This window comes from Streptomyces griseoruber (genome assembly GCF_001514205.1).
GTDB classification, from domain to species: domain Bacteria; phylum Actinomycetota; class Actinomycetes; order Streptomycetales; family Streptomycetaceae; genus Streptomyces; species Streptomyces griseoruber.
This window is the reverse complement of the sequence record NZ_KQ948774.1, coordinates 233,089-252,256: the sequence shown is the minus strand read 5'-3', so window position 1 is coordinate 252,256 and position 19,168 is coordinate 233,089. Positions and strand designations below refer to the sequence as shown.

Annotated in this window: 13 protein-coding genes; 3 read left to right on the top strand and 10 right to left on the bottom strand. The window is 71.5% G+C overall.

The features are described from left to right. Positions 1-44 precede the first annotated feature (44 nt). The 3 genes from AQJ64_RS28690 to AQJ64_RS28680 are packed head-to-tail and all read right to left on the bottom strand — an operon-like array spanning position 45 to position 3,742. Complete coding sequence (locus AQJ64_RS28690) at positions 45-968, bottom strand: carbohydrate ABC transporter permease (protein ID WP_055634780.1); 924 nt, start codon at positions 966-968, stop codon at positions 45-47. After that, on the bottom strand, positions 965-2,011 hold the full coding sequence (locus AQJ64_RS28685; protein WP_055634779.1) for an ABC transporter permease: 1,047 nt from the start codon (positions 2,009-2,011) through the stop codon (positions 965-967). Before AQJ64_RS28685 ends, AQJ64_RS28690 begins: the two co-directional genes overlap by 4 nt. Before the next feature lie 27 nt (positions 2,012-2,038). Continuing rightward, entirely contained in the window at positions 2,039-3,742 is a 1,704-nt protein-coding gene (locus tag AQJ64_RS28680; protein WP_055634778.1) for an extracellular solute-binding protein, read from the bottom strand. Positions 3,743-4,069: 327 nt separating this feature from the next. Here AQJ64_RS28680 and AQJ64_RS28675 point away from each other — a divergent pair, with 327 nt between their 5' ends. Beyond that, a complete protein-coding gene (locus AQJ64_RS28675) occupies positions 4,070-6,928 on the top strand; it encodes a glycoside hydrolase family 3 C-terminal domain-containing protein (protein WP_055634777.1) in 2,859 nt (952 codons plus the stop codon). Positions 6,929-7,036: 108 nt separating this feature from the next. Here AQJ64_RS28675 and AQJ64_RS28670 read toward each other — a convergent pair whose 3' ends face one another. From AQJ64_RS28670 to gabT, 3 genes are all read right to left on the bottom strand, one after another. Then, the gene (locus tag AQJ64_RS28670) at positions 7,037-8,482 is read right to left on the bottom strand and encodes an aldehyde dehydrogenase family protein (protein ID WP_055634776.1); all 1,446 of its coding nucleotides are present in this window, start codon (positions 8,480-8,482) and stop codon (positions 7,037-7,039) included. 114 nt (positions 8,483-8,596) lie between these two features. Further along, on the bottom strand, positions 8,597-9,295 hold the full coding sequence (locus AQJ64_RS28665) for a phosphatase PAP2 family protein (RefSeq protein WP_059203111.1): 699 nt from the start codon (positions 9,293-9,295) through the stop codon (positions 8,597-8,599). A gap of 396 nt (positions 9,296-9,691) precedes the next feature. Then, complete coding sequence (gene gabT, locus AQJ64_RS28660; protein WP_055635017.1) at positions 9,692-11,026, bottom strand: 4-aminobutyrate--2-oxoglutarate transaminase; 1,335 nt, start codon at positions 11,024-11,026, stop codon at positions 9,692-9,694. Positions 11,027-11,266: 240 nt separating this feature from the next. Here gabT and AQJ64_RS28655 point away from each other — a divergent pair, with 240 nt between their 5' ends. Both AQJ64_RS28655 and AQJ64_RS28650 read left to right on the top strand, forming a co-directional pair. Then, the gene (locus AQJ64_RS28655) at positions 11,267-13,609 is read left to right on the top strand and encodes a type IV secretory system conjugative DNA transfer family protein (RefSeq protein WP_055635016.1); all 2,343 of its coding nucleotides are present in this window, start codon (positions 11,267-11,269) and stop codon (positions 13,607-13,609) included. A 93-nt stretch (positions 13,610-13,702) separates the two neighbouring features. Beyond that, positions 13,703-15,310: a PucR family transcriptional regulator gene (locus tag AQJ64_RS28650; RefSeq protein ID WP_055635015.1), complete on the top strand. Its 1,608-nt coding sequence runs from the start codon at positions 13,703-13,705 to the stop codon at positions 15,308-15,310. A 108-nt stretch (positions 15,311-15,418) separates the two neighbouring features. On the opposite strand, the gene AQJ64_RS28645 is transcribed toward AQJ64_RS28650, so the two are convergent. The 4 genes from AQJ64_RS28645 to AQJ64_RS28630 form a co-directional block, all read right to left on the bottom strand. Further along, entirely contained in the window at positions 15,419-15,856 is a 438-nt protein-coding gene (locus AQJ64_RS28645; protein WP_055635014.1) for a hypothetical protein, read from the bottom strand. A gap of 132 nt (positions 15,857-15,988) precedes the next feature. Further along, positions 15,989-17,407 (bottom strand): NAD(P)/FAD-dependent oxidoreductase, encoded by a 1,419-nt coding sequence (locus AQJ64_RS28640; RefSeq protein WP_055635013.1) that lies wholly within the window; start codon positions 17,405-17,407, stop codon positions 15,989-15,991. A gap of 12 nt (positions 17,408-17,419) precedes the next feature. Beyond that, complete coding sequence (locus AQJ64_RS28635) at positions 17,420-18,220, bottom strand: ABC transporter permease (protein WP_055635012.1); 801 nt, start codon at positions 18,218-18,220, stop codon at positions 17,420-17,422. After that, positions 18,220-19,167: an ABC transporter permease gene (locus tag AQJ64_RS28630; RefSeq protein ID WP_055635011.1), complete on the bottom strand. Its 948-nt coding sequence runs from the start codon at positions 19,165-19,167 to the stop codon at positions 18,220-18,222. The genes AQJ64_RS28635 and AQJ64_RS28630 overlap by 1 nt, the downstream gene beginning before the upstream one ends. Position 19,168: the final 1 nt, after the last annotated feature.

Sequence of the window (19,168 nt, the reverse complement as noted above, 5' to 3'; positions counted from 1 at the left end):
GCGGGGAACGGCGCGATCAGCCCCCACGCACCCGCACCCGGGGCTCAGCCCTTGACCGCCCCCGTCAGCATCCCCTTCTTGAAGTGCTTCTGGACGAACGGGGACAGGACAGCCACCGGCAGCAACGCCATCACCATCACCGCCATCTGCACGGCCAGCCCCGACAGCTCACCGGTCTTGATGGCCTGCCCCGGCCCCACCGGCGCCTCCTGCTTCTGCACGAGCTGGATCATGACGTTCTGGAGCGGCATCATGTCCTGGTCGTTGAGGTACAGCGAGGCGTTGAACCAGGCGCTCCAGTACCCGACCGCGTAGAACAGGGTGATGACCGCCAGCACCGCCCGCGACAGCGGCATGACGATCTGCCAGAGGATCCGGAATTCCCCGGCCCCGTCGATCCGCGCGCTGTCGATCAGTTCCTGCGAGATGCCCATGAAGAAGCCCCGCAGGACGAGGATGTTGAAGACGCTGACCGCGCCGGGCAGGATCAGCGCGAGGTAGGTGTCGGTCAGGCCGAGCGACTGCACCAGGAGATACGTCGGGATCAGACCGGCGCTGAAGAACATCGTGGCCAGCAGGACCAGCAGCAGCCAGCGGTGTCCCAGTGAGCCCGACCGGGAGAGGCCGTAGGCGCACAGGACGGACACCGTCATCGAGAACAGCGTGCCGACCAGGGTGATGAGGACGCTGATCACCGCGGCCCGTGTCACCTGCCCGCCGCTCAGCAGCTCCCGGTAGGCGACGAAGGTGACGCCCTTGGGGATCATCACCAGTCCGCCCGCCTGATCGATGGTCCGGCGGGAGGAGAGGCTGGTGACGACGACGATCCAGATCGGGAAGAGGATCCCGAGGCAGGCCAGCGCGAGGACCAGCCCCTTGCCCGCCACCCCGGCCCTGCTGGGCTCCTCCTCCCAGGCCGGCCGGGGCGGAGCGGACCAGGGACGGGACTTCTCGAGCACCGTGCTCATTTCTTGTACACCCCCTGCTCGCCCATGAGATGGGCCACCTTGTTCGCGGCGAGGACCAGCCCGAGGCTGACGACGCCCTTGACGAGCCCGGCGGCGGCCGCGTAGCCGAAGTCCTGGTTGCGCACGCCGTTCCACCAGACGAAGGTGTCGAGGACCTCCGAGGCACCTGGTCCCACGGAGTCGCGCTGGAGCAGGATCTGTTCGAAGCCCACGGTCAGCGCGTCACCGACGCGCAGCACCAGCAGCAGTGCGATCACCGGGCGCAGGGCCGGGAGCGTCACGTGCCACATACGGCGCCAGCGCCCGGCGCCGTCCATCGCGGCGGCCTCGTACAGGTCGGTCGGGACGGAGGACAGCGCGGCGAGGAACACGATGATCCCCCAGCCGGCGTCCTTCCACACGCTCTGCGCGGTGATCAGGTACTTGAAGGTCTCGGGGTCGGTCATGATGTCGAGGCCGTCGTAGCCGTGCTGGCGCAGCAGCTGGGAGAGGATGCCCGCGCCGCCGAACAGCTGCTGGAACACCGCGATGACCAGCACCCACGAGAAGAAGTGCGGCAGGTACAGGATCGCCTGCGAGACCGCCCGTACCCGCGGCCTGACCACGCTGTTGATGAGCAGCGCGAGCAGGATGGGGATCGGGAAGTACAGCACCAGTTGCAGGAAGAACAGCACGAGGGTGTTGGTGACCGCGTCCCAGAACGCCGAGTCCTCGAAGATGCGCTGGAAGTTCTCCAGGCCCACCCAGGGGCTGTGCAGCATGGAGACGATGCCGTTGTCGCTGATGTACGGGTCGTAGTCCTGGAACGCGACGATGTTGCCCAGGATCGGCACGTAGTTGAAGAGCAGGACCAGCGCGAGGGCCGGCAGGGTCATCAGGAGCAGGACACGGTCGCGTCTGAACCTGAGGCGCAGGCCCAGCTTCCCCGAGGGCCCGCTCGGCGCGCCGTCATCGGGGCCGGTGGCGCCGCCGGACGCCACCGGGGGCTTGTCCTTCTCGTCTGCTGCCCCGGCCCCGCTCCGAGGCACCGTGCTGTGGGACACGGCCGTTCTCCTTGCCTCGATGCCGGGTCAGCTCGCCGCCGAACCGTTCTCGTCGAGAATCTTCTGGTACCAGTCGCGGAGCTGGTCGCCGCCCTTGCTCTTCCAGTCGGAGACGGCCTGCTGCATGTCGCCGATCTTCTTGCGGCCGCGGATGATGTCGTCCTCGAGCTGCTCGAAGTCGCTGGAGAGGTTGGCCCAGCGGGAGGGCTCGGTGATCTGCATGCCGTAGAAGGAGGACTTCTTGGTGTGGGCGCCGACCTTCTGCTGCCACTCGACCTGCCCCCTCGCGACCTCGGGGAAGTCGGGGTGGGCGAGGGTGGAGGCGGGGCTGGCGATCATCACGTAGGCGTTGAGGACGTCGAGGTTGCCCTGGTCGGTCTTGACCGGGACGCCGTCCTTGAGGGTGTAGTGGGTGCCCTCCACGCCGTAGTTGGTCATCATGTACTCCTTGGTGCCGTACGGCGCCGCGGTGACGTTCGCGACGGCGAGCACGTCCTGGATGACCGACTTGGACGCCTTCTTGTTGACGAAGGCGAAGATGCCCGCCGGGTTCTTGGCCCAGAAGGTGGGGGTGCCGCCGTCGTGGGCGAAGAGGTCCATGCCCCAGACCTCGAAGTCGGGGTTCTGGGCGGCCTGTTCGGCGGTGCGGCTGTACCACTGGGAGATGTCGTTGTTGTAGATGAGGAACTCGCCGGCCGCGAACTTGGGGCCCGGGTCGGTGGCGCTGCTCTTGCCGAGCTTGGCGTCGGGGTGCACGAGTTCGTCGGCGAACAGCTTGCGCGTCCACTCGATCGCTTCCAGGTACTCCTGGGTCTCCATGCGGTTGATCAGCTTGCCGTCGACGAGGTTCCACATGAGGCCCTTCTCGTCGCCGGGCAGCACGCCGAAGATGTTCCAGGCGGTCCACTTCATGTCGAGACAGGCCCACCGCTTGGCCTTGGCGTTGGTGATCTCCTTGGCCAGGGCGTGGAACTCGTCGGCGGTGGTGGGGACTTCGTACCCCTCCTTGTCGAAGATGTCCTTACGGTAGAGCGGGACGATGTTGGAGACGTACGCCGACGGCATCGGCAGTCCGCGCAGCTTGCCGCCGAAGATGGAGCGCTGCCAGGCGTCCGTGGGGATCGCGGCGAGGTTCGGGTACTCCTTGACGGCGTCGCCGGAGAGGTGGGGCCCGAGGTCGGCGAACTTGCTGATGATCGCGCTGGGTATCCGGCCGTTCATGTTCCAGCCGGGGACGACGACCACGTCCGGTACGTCGCTGGAGGCGAGGACCGCGCCGAGCTTCTGCTCGTAGGTGTTGCCGTCCTGGTTCTGCCAGACGACGTCGACGCCGATGAGGTCGTTCATCCCCGTGTAGTAGGCGTTGTCGGCCTTCGGCGGGGAGCCCCAGAACGGCGACATGACGGTGACCTTGCCGCCCTTGCCGAGCTTCTTCGGCACCGAGGTCTTCAGGCCGGCCATGTCGAGCTCGCTCGTGAAGCCGATCGAGGAGCCGTTCCTGGCCGGGATGTCCGGCGTCACCACGTTGGACGCCACGTACGTGGGCAGGATCTTCTTGGCGTCCTTGCCGGAGGTGGTGCCGTCGCGCGAGCCGCTGTCCGAGCCGCCGCAGGCGGAGAGCAGCGGCATCCCTCCCGCCACCGCTGCGGTGGCGACCGCCGTGGAGGCGAGGAAGCTTCGCCGGCTCGGGCCGGAGGAGCCGGTGGAAGCGGAAGCGGCGTTCGGCGTCATTGCGTCAACCCTTCATGGCGCACCAGGACACCCGGCGGTGGCCGTCGGCTGCGGTGTCTCGAGTGGAACTGGCTGAGCTGAAGCGGGTCCCCCGACCACTGTCACGTAGATTTTCAGTCGAAGCGCTTCGATGTTGCTGCGAGGTTAAGTGAACACCGGGGGGTGCACAAGGGTCGCTCCCAACATTCCTCCGAGGTATCAGAGGTGACCTGTTCTTATGCCCTGCTTGAAATAAGCGTGAGGTCCCCTTGACACCCAGCGGTGCGTCGAATGAGCATCGAAGCGCTTCGAAAGCGACTCCCCGCTCCAGCGCAAAGGGATCCCCACGTGACCGCACCCACGCCGCCCACGCCGCCTTTCCGCGATCCGCATCTGCCGTTCGCGAAGCGCATCGACGATCTGCTGGCGCGCCTCACCCTGGACGAGAAGGTCGCCTTCCTGCACCAGTTCGGGCCCGCCGTGGAGCGGCTCGGCGTCGCCGCGTTCCGCACCGGCCAGGAGGCCCTGCACGGCGTGGCGTGGATGGGACCGGCCACGGTGTTCCCGCAGGCCGTCGGACTGGGCGCGACCTGGAACACGGATCTCGTACGACGGGTCGGCGAGGCGGTGTCCAAGGAGGCGCGGGCGATGCGCGCCCGGGACGACCGCGTGGGCCTGAACGTCTGGTCCCCCACGGTCAACCTGCTGCGCCACCCGCTGTGGGGCCGTAACGAGGAGGGCTACTCCGAGGACCCCAGGCTGACCTCGGCGATCGCCACCGCGTACACCCGCGGGCTGCGCGGCGACCATCCGACGTACTGGCGCACGGCCCCGGTCCTCAAGCACTGGCTGGCCCACAACAACGAGACGGGCCGGGACGTCACCTCCTCCTCGGTCCGCCCGCGCGTGCTGCACGAATACGATCTGCGGGCCTTCAAGGAGACCGTCGAGGCGGGCGCGGTGGCCGGGGTGATGCCGGCGTACAACCTGGTCAACGGCCGCCCCAACCATGTCTCCCCGTATCTGCGCGAGGAGCTGCGCACCTGGACGGACGAGGAGCTGCTGGTCTGCTCGGACGCGGGCGCGCCCTCCAACCTGGTCGACTCCGAGCACTACTTCGACACCCACGAGGAGGCGACGGCGGCCGCGCTCCAGGCCGGCGTGGACAGCTTCACCGACCACGGCACCGACAGCTCGACGATCGTCGCCCGGATCCGGGGGGCGCTGGAGCGGGGCCTGCTGTCGGAGGCGGACCTCGACACCGCGATCCGCCGGCAGCTCTCGGTGCGTTTGCGGCTGGGCGAGTTCGACCCGCACCACGACCCGCACGCGGGCACCGGGGAGTTCGACACGCCGGCCCATCGCGAGCTCGCCCGGGAGGCCGCCGAACAGGCGATCGTCCTGCTGCGCAACGACGGGGTGCTGCCGCTGGCGGCCGACACCCGGATCGCGGTCGTGGGTCTGCTCGCCGACGAGTGCAAGCTCGACTGGTACAGCGGCACCCTGATCCACCGCTCCACCCCGCTGGAGGGGCTGTACGAGCGGTTCGGAGCGGAGCGCGTGGAGTTCGCGGAGGGCGTGGACCGCGTCCTGCTGAAGACCTCCGCGGGAACGTTGCTGAAGGTCCCCGCCTCGCCCGAGGCCGCCGACGGGGTGCGCGGCGCCGAGGGCGCCCTGGACCCGGCGCTGCTCGCGGGCCGCACCGACCTGCCGCCGCTGACCGCGGACGGCACCGGCACGGAACTCGCGCTCGTCGACTGGGGCGAGGGGGTGCTGACCCTGCGCGCTCCCGACGGCCGGTATCTCTCGGTCGCCGAGGACGGCCTTCTGCGCGCCTCCGCCGACCAGCCGGGCGGCTGGATCGTGCAGGAGACGTTCCGGCTGGAGCCCCACGCGAACGGTCACCTCCTGCGGCACCTGGGAACGGATCGCCCTGTGTGTGTCGCCGCCGACGGCGTCCGGGTTGCCGGGGACGGCACCGAGGCCGAGGTCTTCGAGGTGGTCGTCGTCGAGCGCGGCGAGGACGCGGTGGCCCGGGTCGCGGACCGGGCGGACGTCGTCGTGGTCGTGGCGGGCAACGACCCGCACATCAACGGCCGCGAGACCGAGGACCGCACGACCCTGGCCCTCCCCGCCCACCAGGAGCGCATCCTGGCGGCCGCCCGGGCCTCCGGCGTCCGTACGGTGCTGGCGCTGGTGTCGGCGTACCCGTACGCCGTGGAGCCGGGCCGGCTGGGCGCGGTGCTGTGGACGGCCCACGGCGGACAGGCCGGCGGCACCGCCCTCGCCCGCGTCCTGGCCGGTGATGTCTCCCCCGCCGGCCGCCTCCCCCAGACCTGGTACGCCGACGACGCCGATCTCCCCGATCTGCTGGACTACGACGTGATCGGCTCCCGCCAGACCTATCTGTACTTCGAGGGCAGGCCGCTCTTCCCCTTCGGGCACGGGCTGTCGTACGCCTCCTTCTCCTACGCCGACCTGACGGTGGAGTTGGACGACAGCGCCGAAGGCGACGGCCGGGCGCGGATCGCCTTCACGGTCACCAACACCGGCGACATGACGGCCGACGAGGTCGCCCAGCTCTACACCCGGGCCGTGGACCCGTCGGTCACCCGGCCGCGCCGGGAGCTGCTCGACCACCGCCGGATCACGCTCGCGCCCGGTGCCACGGCGGCCGTGTCCTTCGACGTCCCGCTGTCCGCGTTCGCGTTCTGGGACGTGGCACGGCGTGGCCGGCGGGTGGAGCCGGGGCCGTACGACCTGCTGATCGGCGGCTCCAGCGAGGACGTCCGGCTGCGCGGGACGATCGTGCTCGGCGGCGAGGCGGCCGTCGCCCGCCCGGCCCGCCGGCACGGGGTCCCGGCCGCCGACTTCGACGAGCAGAGCGGTACCGAGATCGTCGATCTGACCAGGGTGGCGGGTGACGCGGTGACGCCCGTCGGCGGGGGCGCGGGCGAACTGGTCTACCGGGCCTGCGACTTCGGGACCGGGACGACGGGGGTGACAGTGACGGTGGCCGGGGAGGGCACGGTCGAGCTGTCGCTGGGCGGCGCGGGGTCCACCGCCACGCTGGCGCTGGGGACACCCACTCCGGGGCCGTACGACTACGTCACCGTCGAGGCGCCCTTCGCCGCCGACGGCGTGCACGACCTGCACCTCAGACTGCGCGGCCCGCTGCGGCTCGCGCACGTCGGCTTCTCCGGTTGAGGGTCCGGACCAGGCCGACGGCAGGAAGGGGTCCGGCACCGGAAGGCATCGGCGCCGGACCCCTTCGGGGAGCCTATATGAAAATGGTTCTCATTAGCTAGGGGACTGCTACAGCGCGAGGCCCGTCAGGACCAGGACGCGCTCGTAGGTGTAGTCGTCCATCGCGAACTTCACGCCCTCGCGGCCGACGCCGGACTGCTTGGCGCCGCCGTACGGCATCTGGTCGGCGCGGTAGGAGGGGACGTCGCCGATGACCACGCCGCCGACCTCCAGCGCACGGTGGGCGCGGAAGGCGGCCTGGAGGTCGTGGGTGAACACGCCCGCCTGGAGGCCGTACTTGGAGGAGTTGACCGCCGCGAAGGCCTCGGCCTCGCCGTCCACCTTCTGCACGGTGAGGACCGGCCCGAAGACCTCCTCGCGGGCGATCCTGGTGTCGGCCGGTACGTCGGTGAGGACGGTCGGCGCGTAGGAGGCGCCGTCGCGCTTGCCGCCGGCGAGGAGGGAGGCGCCCGCGGCGACGGCCTCGTCCACCCAGGTCTCCACGCGCTTGGCCGCGTCCTCGCTCACCAGCGGGCCGACGTCGGTGGTGGCGTCGGAGGGGTCGCCGGTGACCTGGGCCTCCACGGCCGCGACGATCCGCGGGAGGAGACGGTCGTGGACGGAGGCGTCGGCGATGACCCGCTGCACCGAGATGCAGGACTGGCCGCCCTGGTAGTTGGAGAAGGTGGCGATCCGGGTCGCGGCCCAGTCGAGGTCGGCGTCGGAGGCGTAGTCGCCGAGGACGACCGCGGCGCCGTTGCCGCCCAGCTCCAGGGTGCAGTGCTTGCGCGGCACCGAGTCCATGATCGCGTAGCCGACCTTCTCCGAGCCGGTGAAGGAGATGACCGGCAGCCGCTCGTCCTGCACGAGGGCGGGCATGCGGTCGTTGGAGACCGGCAGGATCGACCAGGACCCGGCGGGCAGGTCCGTCTCGGCGAGCAGATCACCGATGATCAGGCCGGACAGCGGGGTCGCGGGGGCCGGCTTGAGAATGATCGGCGCACCGGCCGCGATCGCCGGGGCGACCTTGTGGGCGCACAGGTTCAGCGGGAAGTTGAACGGCGCGATGCCGAGCACGACGCCCTTCGGGAAGCGGCGGGTGAGCGCGAGCCGGCCCTGGCCGCCGAGGTCGGTGTCGAGGCGCTGGGCCTCACCGCTGTTGAAGCGCCGGGCCTCCTCCGCCGCGAACCGGAACACGGAGACGGCACGGCCGACCTCGCCCCGGGCCCACTTGATCGGCTTGCCGTTCTCGGCGGAGATCAGCTGCGCGATCTCCTCGGTGCGCTCGGCGAGCCGCTTGCTGACGTGGTCGAGGGCGGCGGCGCGCACATGGGCGGGGGTGGCGGCGTACTCCTCGCGCACGGCGTACGCGGCGGCCACGGCCTCCTCGATCTGGGCGTCCGTCGGCACGCTGACCTTGGCGACGAGCCGTCCGTCCCACGGGGAGGTGACGTCGAAGCTGTCCTCACCGGTGGCCTGGCGTCCGGCGAGCCAGAAGGCGTGGGTGGAAGTCATAGTGGCGTTCCCGGCCCTTCCGCATGGGGGTGTGCTGTGGTGTGCGTGGTCCACGGTAGGCGGGACGGGACACGGGAGCGCTTGTCCGAGTCGTACGGGTCGACGGTCGGCGCACTACGGTTTGGCGCGGTCGGGGCGGGTCGTCGCGCGCAGGCAGAGTCCGAGGGCGCCGAGCAGCACCGTGCACAGGCACCAGCTCGCCATCACGTCCAGCGGCCAGTGGTAGCCGTGCCGGACCAGCCCGTAGGAGACGGCGAGGACGAGCAGGCCGGCCGTGGCGACCGCCAGCCGCCGGGCCAGGGCCGTCAGCAGCCACGGCAGCAGGATCATCGCCGCGGAACCGTAGGCGACGGCCGCTGTGGCCGTGTGCCCGGACGGGTAGTAGCCGGTGGCGGGCGGCACGGCGGGCGTGCCGGGGCGCGCGGTCCAGTCCTTCAGGGGTACGACGATCAGCGGCACCAGGGTCAGCAGGACCAGGGCGGCGACGGGCGGCAGCCACCAGCGCCGGCGGCCCACCCACTGCCCGTGCAGGGCCACGTACACCGCCACGAGCACCAGGACGGGCACCGCCACCTGCACGTTCCCCAGGTCGGACAGCAGCTCGGAGAAGCGGTCCGGATGGATCAGGGCGCGGCTGAGACGGGCGTCGAGGGTGAGGAGGGGGCCCTCGGCCATCACCTGCCAGGTGATCAGGGTGAAGAGGAGGGCGGGGAGGGCGAGGAGGGAGACCTGCCTGCCGGGGGCCCGTTTCGGGGTGGAGGCGGGTGCCGCGGGACTGCGGTCCTCGGTCTGCTGGTGGGGGCTGGTGGGCATGGGGTACAGCCTCTCAGCACGAACCGCTGCGGGCTGCGAAGCGCTGCGTCGACCAGCGAAAAGGAGGTCGGCCACCTCGGAACAGGGGGGATGGTTCCGAGGTGGCCGTCCGGATCGGGGTGCCGGCCGCCCCGGGGGGTTTGGGGCGGGCGACCGTCCGATCGGTGAGGAGATTCGGAGCCGGAGGCTCCTGTTGTGTGCGCGAGGGCACGACCAGGTCGAAGCTGGGGAGGCCCCGGCCTGGGGTTCGCCCGCAGTCACCTGCGGGCGGGTGTATCTCTCATCTGAGGAGAACGTACGGCAGTGACGGGCGGTACGACAGCCGGATGCGCGTTACGCCATGCTCCCCGCACACCTTCTTCACACGGCCTGCCGTCCCTGGGGAACGGCTGTGCGTCAGAGGCCGGCCAGGCCCTGCTCGATGATGTCGAGGCCCTCGTTCAGCAGGTCCTCGCCGATGACCAGCGGGGGCAGGAAGCGCAGCACGTTGCCGTAGGTGCCACAGGTCAGGACCAGCAGGCCCTCCTGGTGGCAGGCCTTGGCGAGCGCGGCCGTGGCCTGCGGGTCGGGCTCCTTCGTCGTCCGGTCCTTGACGAGCTCGATGGCGATCATCGCGCCGCGACCGCGGATGTCACCGATGACCTCGTACTTCTCGGCCATGGCCGACAGCCGGGCCTTCATCGTCGACTCGATCGCCTTCGCCCTGGCGTTGAGGTCGAGCTCCTTCATCGTCTCGATGGAGCCGAGCGCGCCCGCGCAGGCGACCGGGTTGCCGCCGTAGGTGCCGCCCAGGCCGCCCGCGTGCGCGGCGTCCATGATCTCGGCGCGGCCGGTCACGGCGGCGAGCGGCAGACCGCCCGCGATGCCCTTGGCCGTGGTGATCAGGTCCGGGACGATGCCCTCGTCCTCGCAGGCGAACCACTGGCCGGTGCGGCAGAAGCCGGACTGGATCTCGTCGGCGACGAAGACGATGCCGTTGTCGGCGGCGAACTGGCGGATCGCCGGCAGGAAGCCCTTCGCCGGCTCGATGAAACCGCCCTCGCCGAGGACCGGCTCGATGATGATCGCGGCCACGTTGTCGGGGCCGACCTGCTTGGTGATCTGGTCGATGGCCTGCGCGGCGGCCTCGGGGCCGGCGTTCTCCGGGCCGGTCGGCCAGCGGTAGCCGTAGGCGACGGGGACGCGGTAGACCTCGGGCGCGAAGGGGCCGAAGCCGTGCTTGTACGGCATGTTCTTCGCCGTCAGCGCCATGGTGAGGTTGGTGCGGCCGTGGTAGCCGTGGTCGAAGACGACGACCGCCTGGCGCTTGGTGTACACACGGGCGATCTTGACGGCGTTCTCGACGGCCTCGGCACCGCTGTTGAAGAGGGCCGACTTCTTGGCGTGGTCACCGGGGGTCAGCTCGGCCAGCGCCTCGGCGACCTCCACATAGCCCTCGTACGGGGTCACCATGAAACAGGTGTGGGTGAAGTCGGCGAGCTGCGCGGACGCGCGGCGTACGACGGCCTCGGCGGAGGCGCCGACGCTGGTCACGGCGATGCCGGAGCCGAAGTCGATCAGCCGGTTGCCGTCGACGTCCTCGATGATGCCGCCGCCCGCGCGCGCGGTGAAGACCGGCAGCACGGAGCCGACGCCCTGAGCGACCGCGGCGAGGCGGCGGGACTGCAACTCCTGCGACTTCGGGCCGGGGATGGCGGTGACGATCCGGCGCTCCTGCGGAAGGGCGGTCATGACGGGCTCCTGGGGGTCTTCTTCTGTTTCCTTTGTTTCCTTTCTCGCAGGCTAGGACGGGGAACGGGGGGTCGGCATGCTCCATGTGGGCGTTGTCGGCGGGGCCGGTTGTCCGCCGTGGACAGTGACGGGTGGGCGGCGATCCGTGCGGCCCGGCCCCGTATGCGGTGAACTCCCCTTGCGGGGGCGTTAGATTGACCGCTGACGGTGGACGGACCGGCTGGTCAGGGGGCAAGGGCGATGGACAGCGACGGGATGCGGGACGCGCGCGGTACGCATGCGAATCCTGTGCCGCGCCCGGCGGGGCCTCCGGCGGTGCCGCCGCGACCCGCGGCCCCGCCGCCCGCATCGGCCGTGGGGAGCTGGCTGGACGAGCCCCGCCCGGCCGCGAAGCCCGGCATCTGGCGGTTCGGGTACCGGCCGCCGAAGGGTGACCGGGCGGTGGAGCGGCTGGCGCCGGTGACGGTGATCGGGATGCTGGTGCCGCTGGTGGTGGCGCTGGTGCTGTGGTCGCTGTGGCGGCGCGGCAGCCTGCCGTACCAGTTCACGCTGCTGCGGCTGTTCACGCCGGGCGACTGGTGGTGGGGCGGCACGATCGCCTCGCCGAAGACCAACGAGGGCGCCGAGGCCCGGGTGGTCTACGACGGCGTCTTCCTCGCGGTCCTCCTGTTCTCCATGGGCCGGCTGGGCGGCTGGCCGGAGGCGCTGCGGCACTTCGTGGGCCGCCGTCCGCAGCCCGTCCGCGCCCTGCTCGCCCTGCTCTGCGCGCTGGCCGCCCTCAGCTTCGTGTTCCCCGGTGCCTTCGGGGTCGGCTGGGACGCGCTGCCGGTCGTCGACCCGCTGTTCTCACTGATCGTCCTGATCAGCGGGAGCTACGAACTGTTCGCCTCCGTCCTGTTCACGGACACCCTGTACGCGGTCATCACCCTGCTCGTGGTGTGGCCGTTCGCCCGGGCCGGCGGCTGGTGGCCGTATCTGAAGGAACGACTCGCCACCCGGGGGAACCCGAAGACCGCCGCGCCCGCCGCCCGGCGGCCCCCCGCCCAGTGGCCCGAGCTGCGGGACGCCGGGCAGACCGAGGCCGCCGAGCTGCTGACCGGCGAGGTGGCCGCCGGGCGGATGAACGACGTGGACTGCGCGCGGGTGCGGCGGGCGTGGACGGTGGGGGTGCCGGAGTTCCGGGAGACCGTGCTGCGGCAGGGCGGGGCCGCCTGGGCCCACCCCTCCGGCGCCCGTGACCTGCCCCGCCGCGCCGCCCGTCACGATCTGCTCGCCGGTCAGGTGCGCATCGGCCGCTGGGTGGCCGCCGAGCGTGCCCCGGCCGCCTACCACGACGCGGGCGCCGCGCTCGGCCCGGACGTGCTGGGCACCTCGCTGCTGGCGGTCGGCCCGTCCGGCTCGGGCAAGACCCGCACGCTGGTCGAGCCGCTGACGGAGGCCCTGGCGCTCCAGGCGCTGACCGGCGGCTGCGCGGTCGTCGCGGTCTCCTCCCCCGGCGGCGGCCCGCTCGGCGCCGACTCCTCCTACGACGTGATCGTCCGGATCGGCGACCCGTCCTCGGTGCACGACCTGGACCCGTACGCCGAGTCCGACGACCCCGACGAGGCGGCCGGGATCCTCGCCGAGGCGCTGGTCGGCGACCTGGACACGGTGGGCGGGCAGAGCGCGGCGACCGCGCTCGCCCAGCTGCTGGGCCCCTACCGGGCCGCGCACGGCCGTTTCCCGGCCCTGGCCGACCTGCGCGAACTCCTCGAGGGCGAGCCGGGTGCGCTGGGCGCGCTGCGGGCGGCGGTGGCCGGGGACGAGGTGATGCGCCGGGAGCTGGAGGCGCGGATCCGTCAGACGGGGACACCGGGTGACCCGGGCCGCGCCCTGGCCGACCGGCTCGCGCTGCTGAACCGGCCCGTCTTCGCCGGGTTCTTCGGCGGCGGGGGCGACGACGGCCACCGCGCGTTCTCGCTGCGCGCCGTCGCCCACCATCCGCTGCGGGTCCGCGTCGACCTGCCCGAGCGGGGCCACGAGGAGGCGGGCCGGCTGATCACCCGGCTGCTCCTCGCCCAGTTCCAGGCCGTCGTACGGGAGGGGCGGCGGGCGCACTTCGCCTGTCTGGTCCTCGACGACGCGACGGGCACGGTGACCGCCGGCTCGGTGCGCCGGATCCAGCGGCTGCGCTCGCAGAACGCGGGCGTGGTCCTCGCCCTGCGCTCGGTGGCGGACGTGCCGGAGGCCCTGCACGGGCCGCTGTACGGGGCGGTGGGCTGCCGGATGGCGTTCTCCGGGATCACCACCTGGGACGGCGGCCGGTTCGCGCAGACCTGGGGAACCGAGTGGGTGGAGACCACGGAGGTCGCCAAGCACACCGTCTTCGCCGACCAGCCGATGACCCGGGCCATCCACGCGCTGCGCAAGCTGGTGACCGGCAGGGCGGTGACCACCGACGCGGTGACCGTGCGCCAGGTCGAGCGGGAGCGCTGGTCGGCGTCCCAGCTGGCGCACGAGGTGCCGCCGGGCCACGCGGTGCTGTCCCTGACGAGCGTCGCGGGCGAGCACACGCCTCCGCTGCTGGTGGATCTGAGGGGCTGAAGGGGCGTACGGGGACCTCGCCGGTGAGGCAGAATCGGCACAGGCCGTTCCTACGCGGCGGCCAAAGGATCATCCTCCCCGACTGAAGGCCCCATGCCTCCCACGCTCGCCTCGCTCGTCCACCACTCCGCGCTGAAGCTGACCGTGCGGGCGGGCGGGGACCGGCTGGACGTGCCGGTGCGCTGGGCGCATGTCAGCGAGCTCGCGGACCCCGTGCCGTACATGGAGGGCGGGGAGCTGCTGCTGATCACCGCGCTGAAGCTGGACGCGGAGGACCCCGAGGCCATGCGGCGCTATGTGAAGCGCCTGGCCGGCGCCGGGGTGGTCGGGCTCGGCTTCGCGGTCGGCGTCACCTACGACGAGGTCCCGGAAGCGCTCGTCGACGCGGCCGAGCAGGAGGGCCTGCCGCTGCTGGAGGTGCCGCGCCGGACCCCGTTCCTCGCGATCAGCAAGGCGGTGTCGGCGGCCATCGCGGCCGATCAGTACCGGGCGGTGACGGCCGGGTTCGCCGCGCAGCGGGAGCTGACGAAACAGGCGCTGACGGACGGCCCGGAGGGGCTGCTGACCGCGCTCGCCGCGCAGGTCGACGGCTGGGCGGCGCTCTACGACGCCTCGGGCGCCGTCGTCGCCGCCGCACCGGAGTGGGCGGGCCGGCGGGCCGCGCGGCTCACGGCGGACGTGGAGCGGCTGCGCGAGCGCCCGGCGCCCGCCTCGGCGGTGGTCGGCGGGGCGGGTCCGGCCGAGGACGGCGGGAGCGCCGAGAACACCGACCGGGTCGAGCTGCACACCCTGGGCACCGGCCGCCGCCCGCGATCGGCGCTCGCCGTCGGCACGGCGGCCGCCCTCGGCACGGCGGAGCGGTACGCCGTCCACTCGGCGATCGCCCTGCTCACCCTCACGACGGAACGCTCCCGCCCCCTCCAGGCGGCCGAGCAGCGGATCGGCACGGCGGTGCTGCGGATGCTCCTGGCGGGCGAGCCGGACCACGCCCGGGCGGTCGCCGGGGAACTGTACGGCGCGCTGCTGGACGCCCCGTTCCGGGTGGTCGTGGCGGAACCCGCGCCCGCCGGGGCCGAGGCGGACGGGGACCCCCTCGGCGGCCTCACCGAGGTGGTCGAGTCCGCCGCCGCCCGGTCCGGCGAGGCCGTGCTGGTGGTGCCCGAGGGCGAGCGGCTGGTGGTGCTGGCGGCGGACGGGGGCGGCGCGGTCGCGGCGGTCGCCCGGTGCGCGGCGGCGCTGGAGGCGGCCCGCGCGAACGGCGAGGAACGCGCGGACGAGGAACTGGTCGTCGGCCTGTCGGCGCCCGCCGGTCCGATCGCGGCGGCAGCGGCGTACCGGCAGGCCGAGCAGGCGCTGTCGGTGGCCCGGCGCCGGGGCCGGATCCTCGTCGAGCACGAGCAGCTGGCGGCGGGGTCGGTGCTGCCGCTGCTCGCGGACGACGCGGTGAAGGCGTTCGCGGACGGTCTGCTGCGGGCGCTGCACGAGCACGACGCGACCGGCCGCGGCGACCTCGTGGCCTCCCTGCGGGCCTGGCTGTCCCGGCACGGGCAGTGGGACGCGGCGGCGGCCGACCTGGGTGTCCACCGGCATACGCTGCGCTACCGGATGCGTCGGGTCGAGGAGATCCTCGGTCGCTCTCTCGACGATCCGGATGTGCGGATGGAGTTGTGGCTGGCGTTGAAGGCCACGTCCGGGGAGTGAGGGGCTGCCCATGCCGGTTTTTCGGCTGCGGCGCCGTCGTGGCTGGTCGCGCCCACGCGGCGGAGCCGCATATCGATACAGCCCCGCGCCCCTGAAAAACTCAACAGCCTAAAAGCCACCTGCCGCCGCCTCGTGCATGGCCAGTTCCAGCAGCGCCGGGTCCGTCAGGGTGCCGGTGCCGTCCGGGGGGATCAGCCAGCGGACGGTGCCGGAGGAGTGGCCCGGGTGGGGGACGACGATCCAGGTGCCGGCGCCGGCCGTGCGGATGCCGGTGCCGAGCCAGTTGGCGGCCGTGCCGGGCGGTACGAAGAAGCCCATGCGGTCGTCCCCGAAGTCGACCAGCACCGGTCCGGGCCGGTCGAGGATGCGGGTGAGCACATCGAGCGTGGGGTAGCCGAGTCCGCCCGGCAGGATGAGTACGTCCCAGGCCCTGCCCGCCGGCAGCAGCGCGACCCCCAGGGGGCCTCGCTCCCACTCCCAGCGGCAGGCCTCGGGATCCGGTGCGACGGATGCCAGCCACTCGGCCGCCGACTTCGCCCCAGTCATGAGAAGACCTCCCTCTCTCGCCTCTCTCGTCGACGCGGTCGCGTCACGGGGGAGAGGGAGGTCCTGGCCTGGCATTACGCGGGTTCTTGCCACCCGTTGGAGTGAACCAGGTCACAGCCGCGGAGGACGGGGTCAGCTGTCGAAGCCGAGGCCCAGCCGGTCCATGGTCCGCAGCCACAGGTTGCGCCGCCCGCCGTGCGCGTCGGCCCGGGCCAGCGACCACTTGGTGAGGGCGATGCCGGTCCAGGCGAACGGTTCGGGCGGGAAGGGCAGCGGCTTCTTGCGGACCATCTCCAGCCGGGTCCGCTCGGTGTCCTCCCCCGCGAGCAGGTCCAGCATCACCTCGGCGCCGAAGCGGGTGGCCCCGACGCCCAGGCCCGTGTACCCGGCGGCGTAGGCGACCTTCCCGTGGTGGGCCGTGCCGAAGAACGCGGAGAAACGGGAACAGGTGTCGATCGCGCCGCCCCAGGCGTGGGTGAAGCGGACGCCCTCCAGCTGCGGGAAGCAGGTGAAGAAGTGTCCGGCGAGCTTGGCGTACGTCTCCGGCCGGTCGTCGTACTCGGCGCGCACCCGGCCGCCGTACGGGTAGATCGCGTCGTACCCGCCCCACAGGATCCGGTTGTCGGCGGACAGCCGGAAGTAGTGGAACTGGTTGGCGGAGTCGCCGAGGCCCTGCCGGTTCTTCCAGCCGATCCCGCCGAGCTGCCCGGCGGTGAGCGGTTCGGTCATCAGGGCGTAGTCGTAGACCGGGACGGTGTACGCCCGGACCCGCTTGACCAGGCTGGGGAAGATGTTGGTGCCGAGGGCGACCTGCCGGGCGCGGACCCGGCCGTACGGTGTGCGGACGGTCATCCCGGCCCCGTAGGCCTTCAGGTCCAGGGCGGGCGTGTGCTCGTACACGCGGACGCCGAGGCGGACGCACGCCTGCTTCAGGCCCCAGGCCAGTTTGGCGGGGTGGAGCATGGCCACGCCCCGCCGGTCGTACAGGCCCGCCTCGAAGGTGGGTGAGGCGACCTGTTCGCGGACCTGGTCGGCGTCGAGGAACTCCAGGCCGTCGGCGAGGCCCTTGCGTTCGAGTTCCTCGTACCAGTCGCGCAGTTCCCACGCCTGGTACGTCTCGGTGGCGACGTCGATCTCGCCGGTGCGTTCGAAGTCGCAGTCGATGCCGTGCCGGGCGATCGCCGCCTCGATCTCGTCGAGGTTGCGCGCGCCCAGCTCCTGAAGGGTCCGGATCTCGTCGGGCCAGCGGGCGAGCCCGTTGGGCAGCCCGTGGGTGAGGGAGGCCGCGCAGAAGCCTCCGTTGCGGCCCGAGGCGGCCCAGCCCACCTCGCGTCCCTCCAGCAGCACCACGTCCCGCCGGGGATCGCGCTCCTTGGCGACGAGCGCGGTCCACAGCCCGCTGTAGCCGCCGCCGACGACCAGCAGGTCGCAGCTGTCGGCGCCGGTGAGCGCGGGCTCGGGGTGGGGCTTGCCGGGGTCTTCCAGCCAGTACGGCGACGGCTGGGCGTCGGAAAGAGAAGTGATCCACCGGTTCATGGCGCTCGGGGCCATGATGTCAACTCCCTACGCTTTTTGTCGGTTGCGGCGGTTGCCGATGACCATCGAGGTCAGGACGAGCAGGACGGCGATGAGGAACATGGCCGTACCGATGACGTTGATCTGGACGGGCGTGCCGCGCTGGGCCGAACCCCAGACGAACATGGGGAAGGTGACCGTCGAGCCCGCGTTGAAGTTGGTGATGATGAAATCGTCGAAGGAGAGCGCGAAGGCGAGCATCGCGCCGGCGGCGATCCCGGGGGCCGCGATGGGCAGCGTGACGCGCAGGAAGGTCTGCGCCGGTCCGGCGTAGAGGTCCTGGGCGGCCTGTTCGAGGCGCGGGTCCATGGACAGGACGCGTGCCTTGACGGCGACCACCACGAAGCTGAGGCAGAACATGATGTGCGCGATCAGGATCGTCCAGAAACCGAGCTGTGCGCCCAGGTTCAGGAACAGGGTGAGCAGCGAGGCGGCCATGACGACCTCGGGCATCGCCATCGGCAGGAAGATCAGCGAGTTGACGGAGCCCCGCGCGCGGAAGCGGTAGCGGACCAGCGCGAAGGCGATCATCGTGCCGAGCAGGGTGGCGCCGATGGTCGCCCAGATCGCGATCTGGAGGCTGATCGACAGCGAGTCGCACATGCCGGCGACGCCGCAGGGGTCCTTCCAGGCGTCGGTGGAGAACTGCTGCCATTCGTAGTTGAAGCGTCCCTTCGGTTTGTTGAAGGAGAACACCGTGACGACGACGTTGGGCAGCAGGAGATAGCCGAGGGTCAGCAGTCCCGCGATGACGACGAGATGGCGCTTGAGCCAGTTGACGACAGGCATTAGACGAGATCCTCCGTCCCCGCTCGGCGGATGTAGAGGGTGACCATGAGGAGGATCGCGGCCATCAGGATGAAGGAGAGGGCCGCCGCGGTCGGATAGTCCAGCACGCGCAGGAACTGTGTCTGGATGACGTTTCCGATCATGCGGGTGTCGGTGGAGCCGAGGAGTTCGGCGTTGACGTAGTCGCCGGCCGCCGGGATGAAGGTGAGCAGCGTGCCGGAGACGACTCCGGGCATCGACAGCGGGAAGGTCACCTTGCGGAAGGTGGTGAGCGGGGTGGCGTACAGGTCGCCGGCCGCCTCGTGCAGCCGTACGTCGATGCGTTCCAGCGAGGTGTAGAGCGGCAGGATCATGAACGGCAGGAAGTTGTACGTCAGTCCGCAGACCACCGCGAGCGGGGTGGCGAGGACTCTGTCGCCGGAGGTCCAGCCGAGCCAGTCGGTGACGTCGAGGACGTGCACGGTGTTGAGGAACGACACGACCGGGCCGCTGTCCGCGAGGATCGTCTTCCAGGCGAGGGTGCGGATCAGGAAGCTGGTGAAGAACGGCGCGATCACCAGGACCATGATCAGGTTCCGCCAGCGTCCCGCGCGGAAGGCGATGAGGTAGGCGAGCGGGTAGCCGAGGACCAGGCACAGGACGGTCGCGGCGGTCGCGTAGAGGACCGAGCGGAGGAACTGCGGCCAGTACTCGCTCAGCGCGTCCCAGTAGGTCGCCAGGTGCCAGGTGACCTTGTAGCCCTCCTCCAGGGAGCCCGTCTGCACGGACGTGGAGGCCTGGTAGATCATCGGCAGCGCGAAGAACACGACCAGCCAGAGCAGGCCGGGCAGGAGCAGCCAGTACGGCGTCAGCCGGCCCCGCTTGCGCGGCGGCTTCTTCTCGGGTGCCGACGGGGCCGGCGGCGAGGCGGGCGGGGGCGGCGGGGGTGCCTCGGTGAGCGTGGCCATC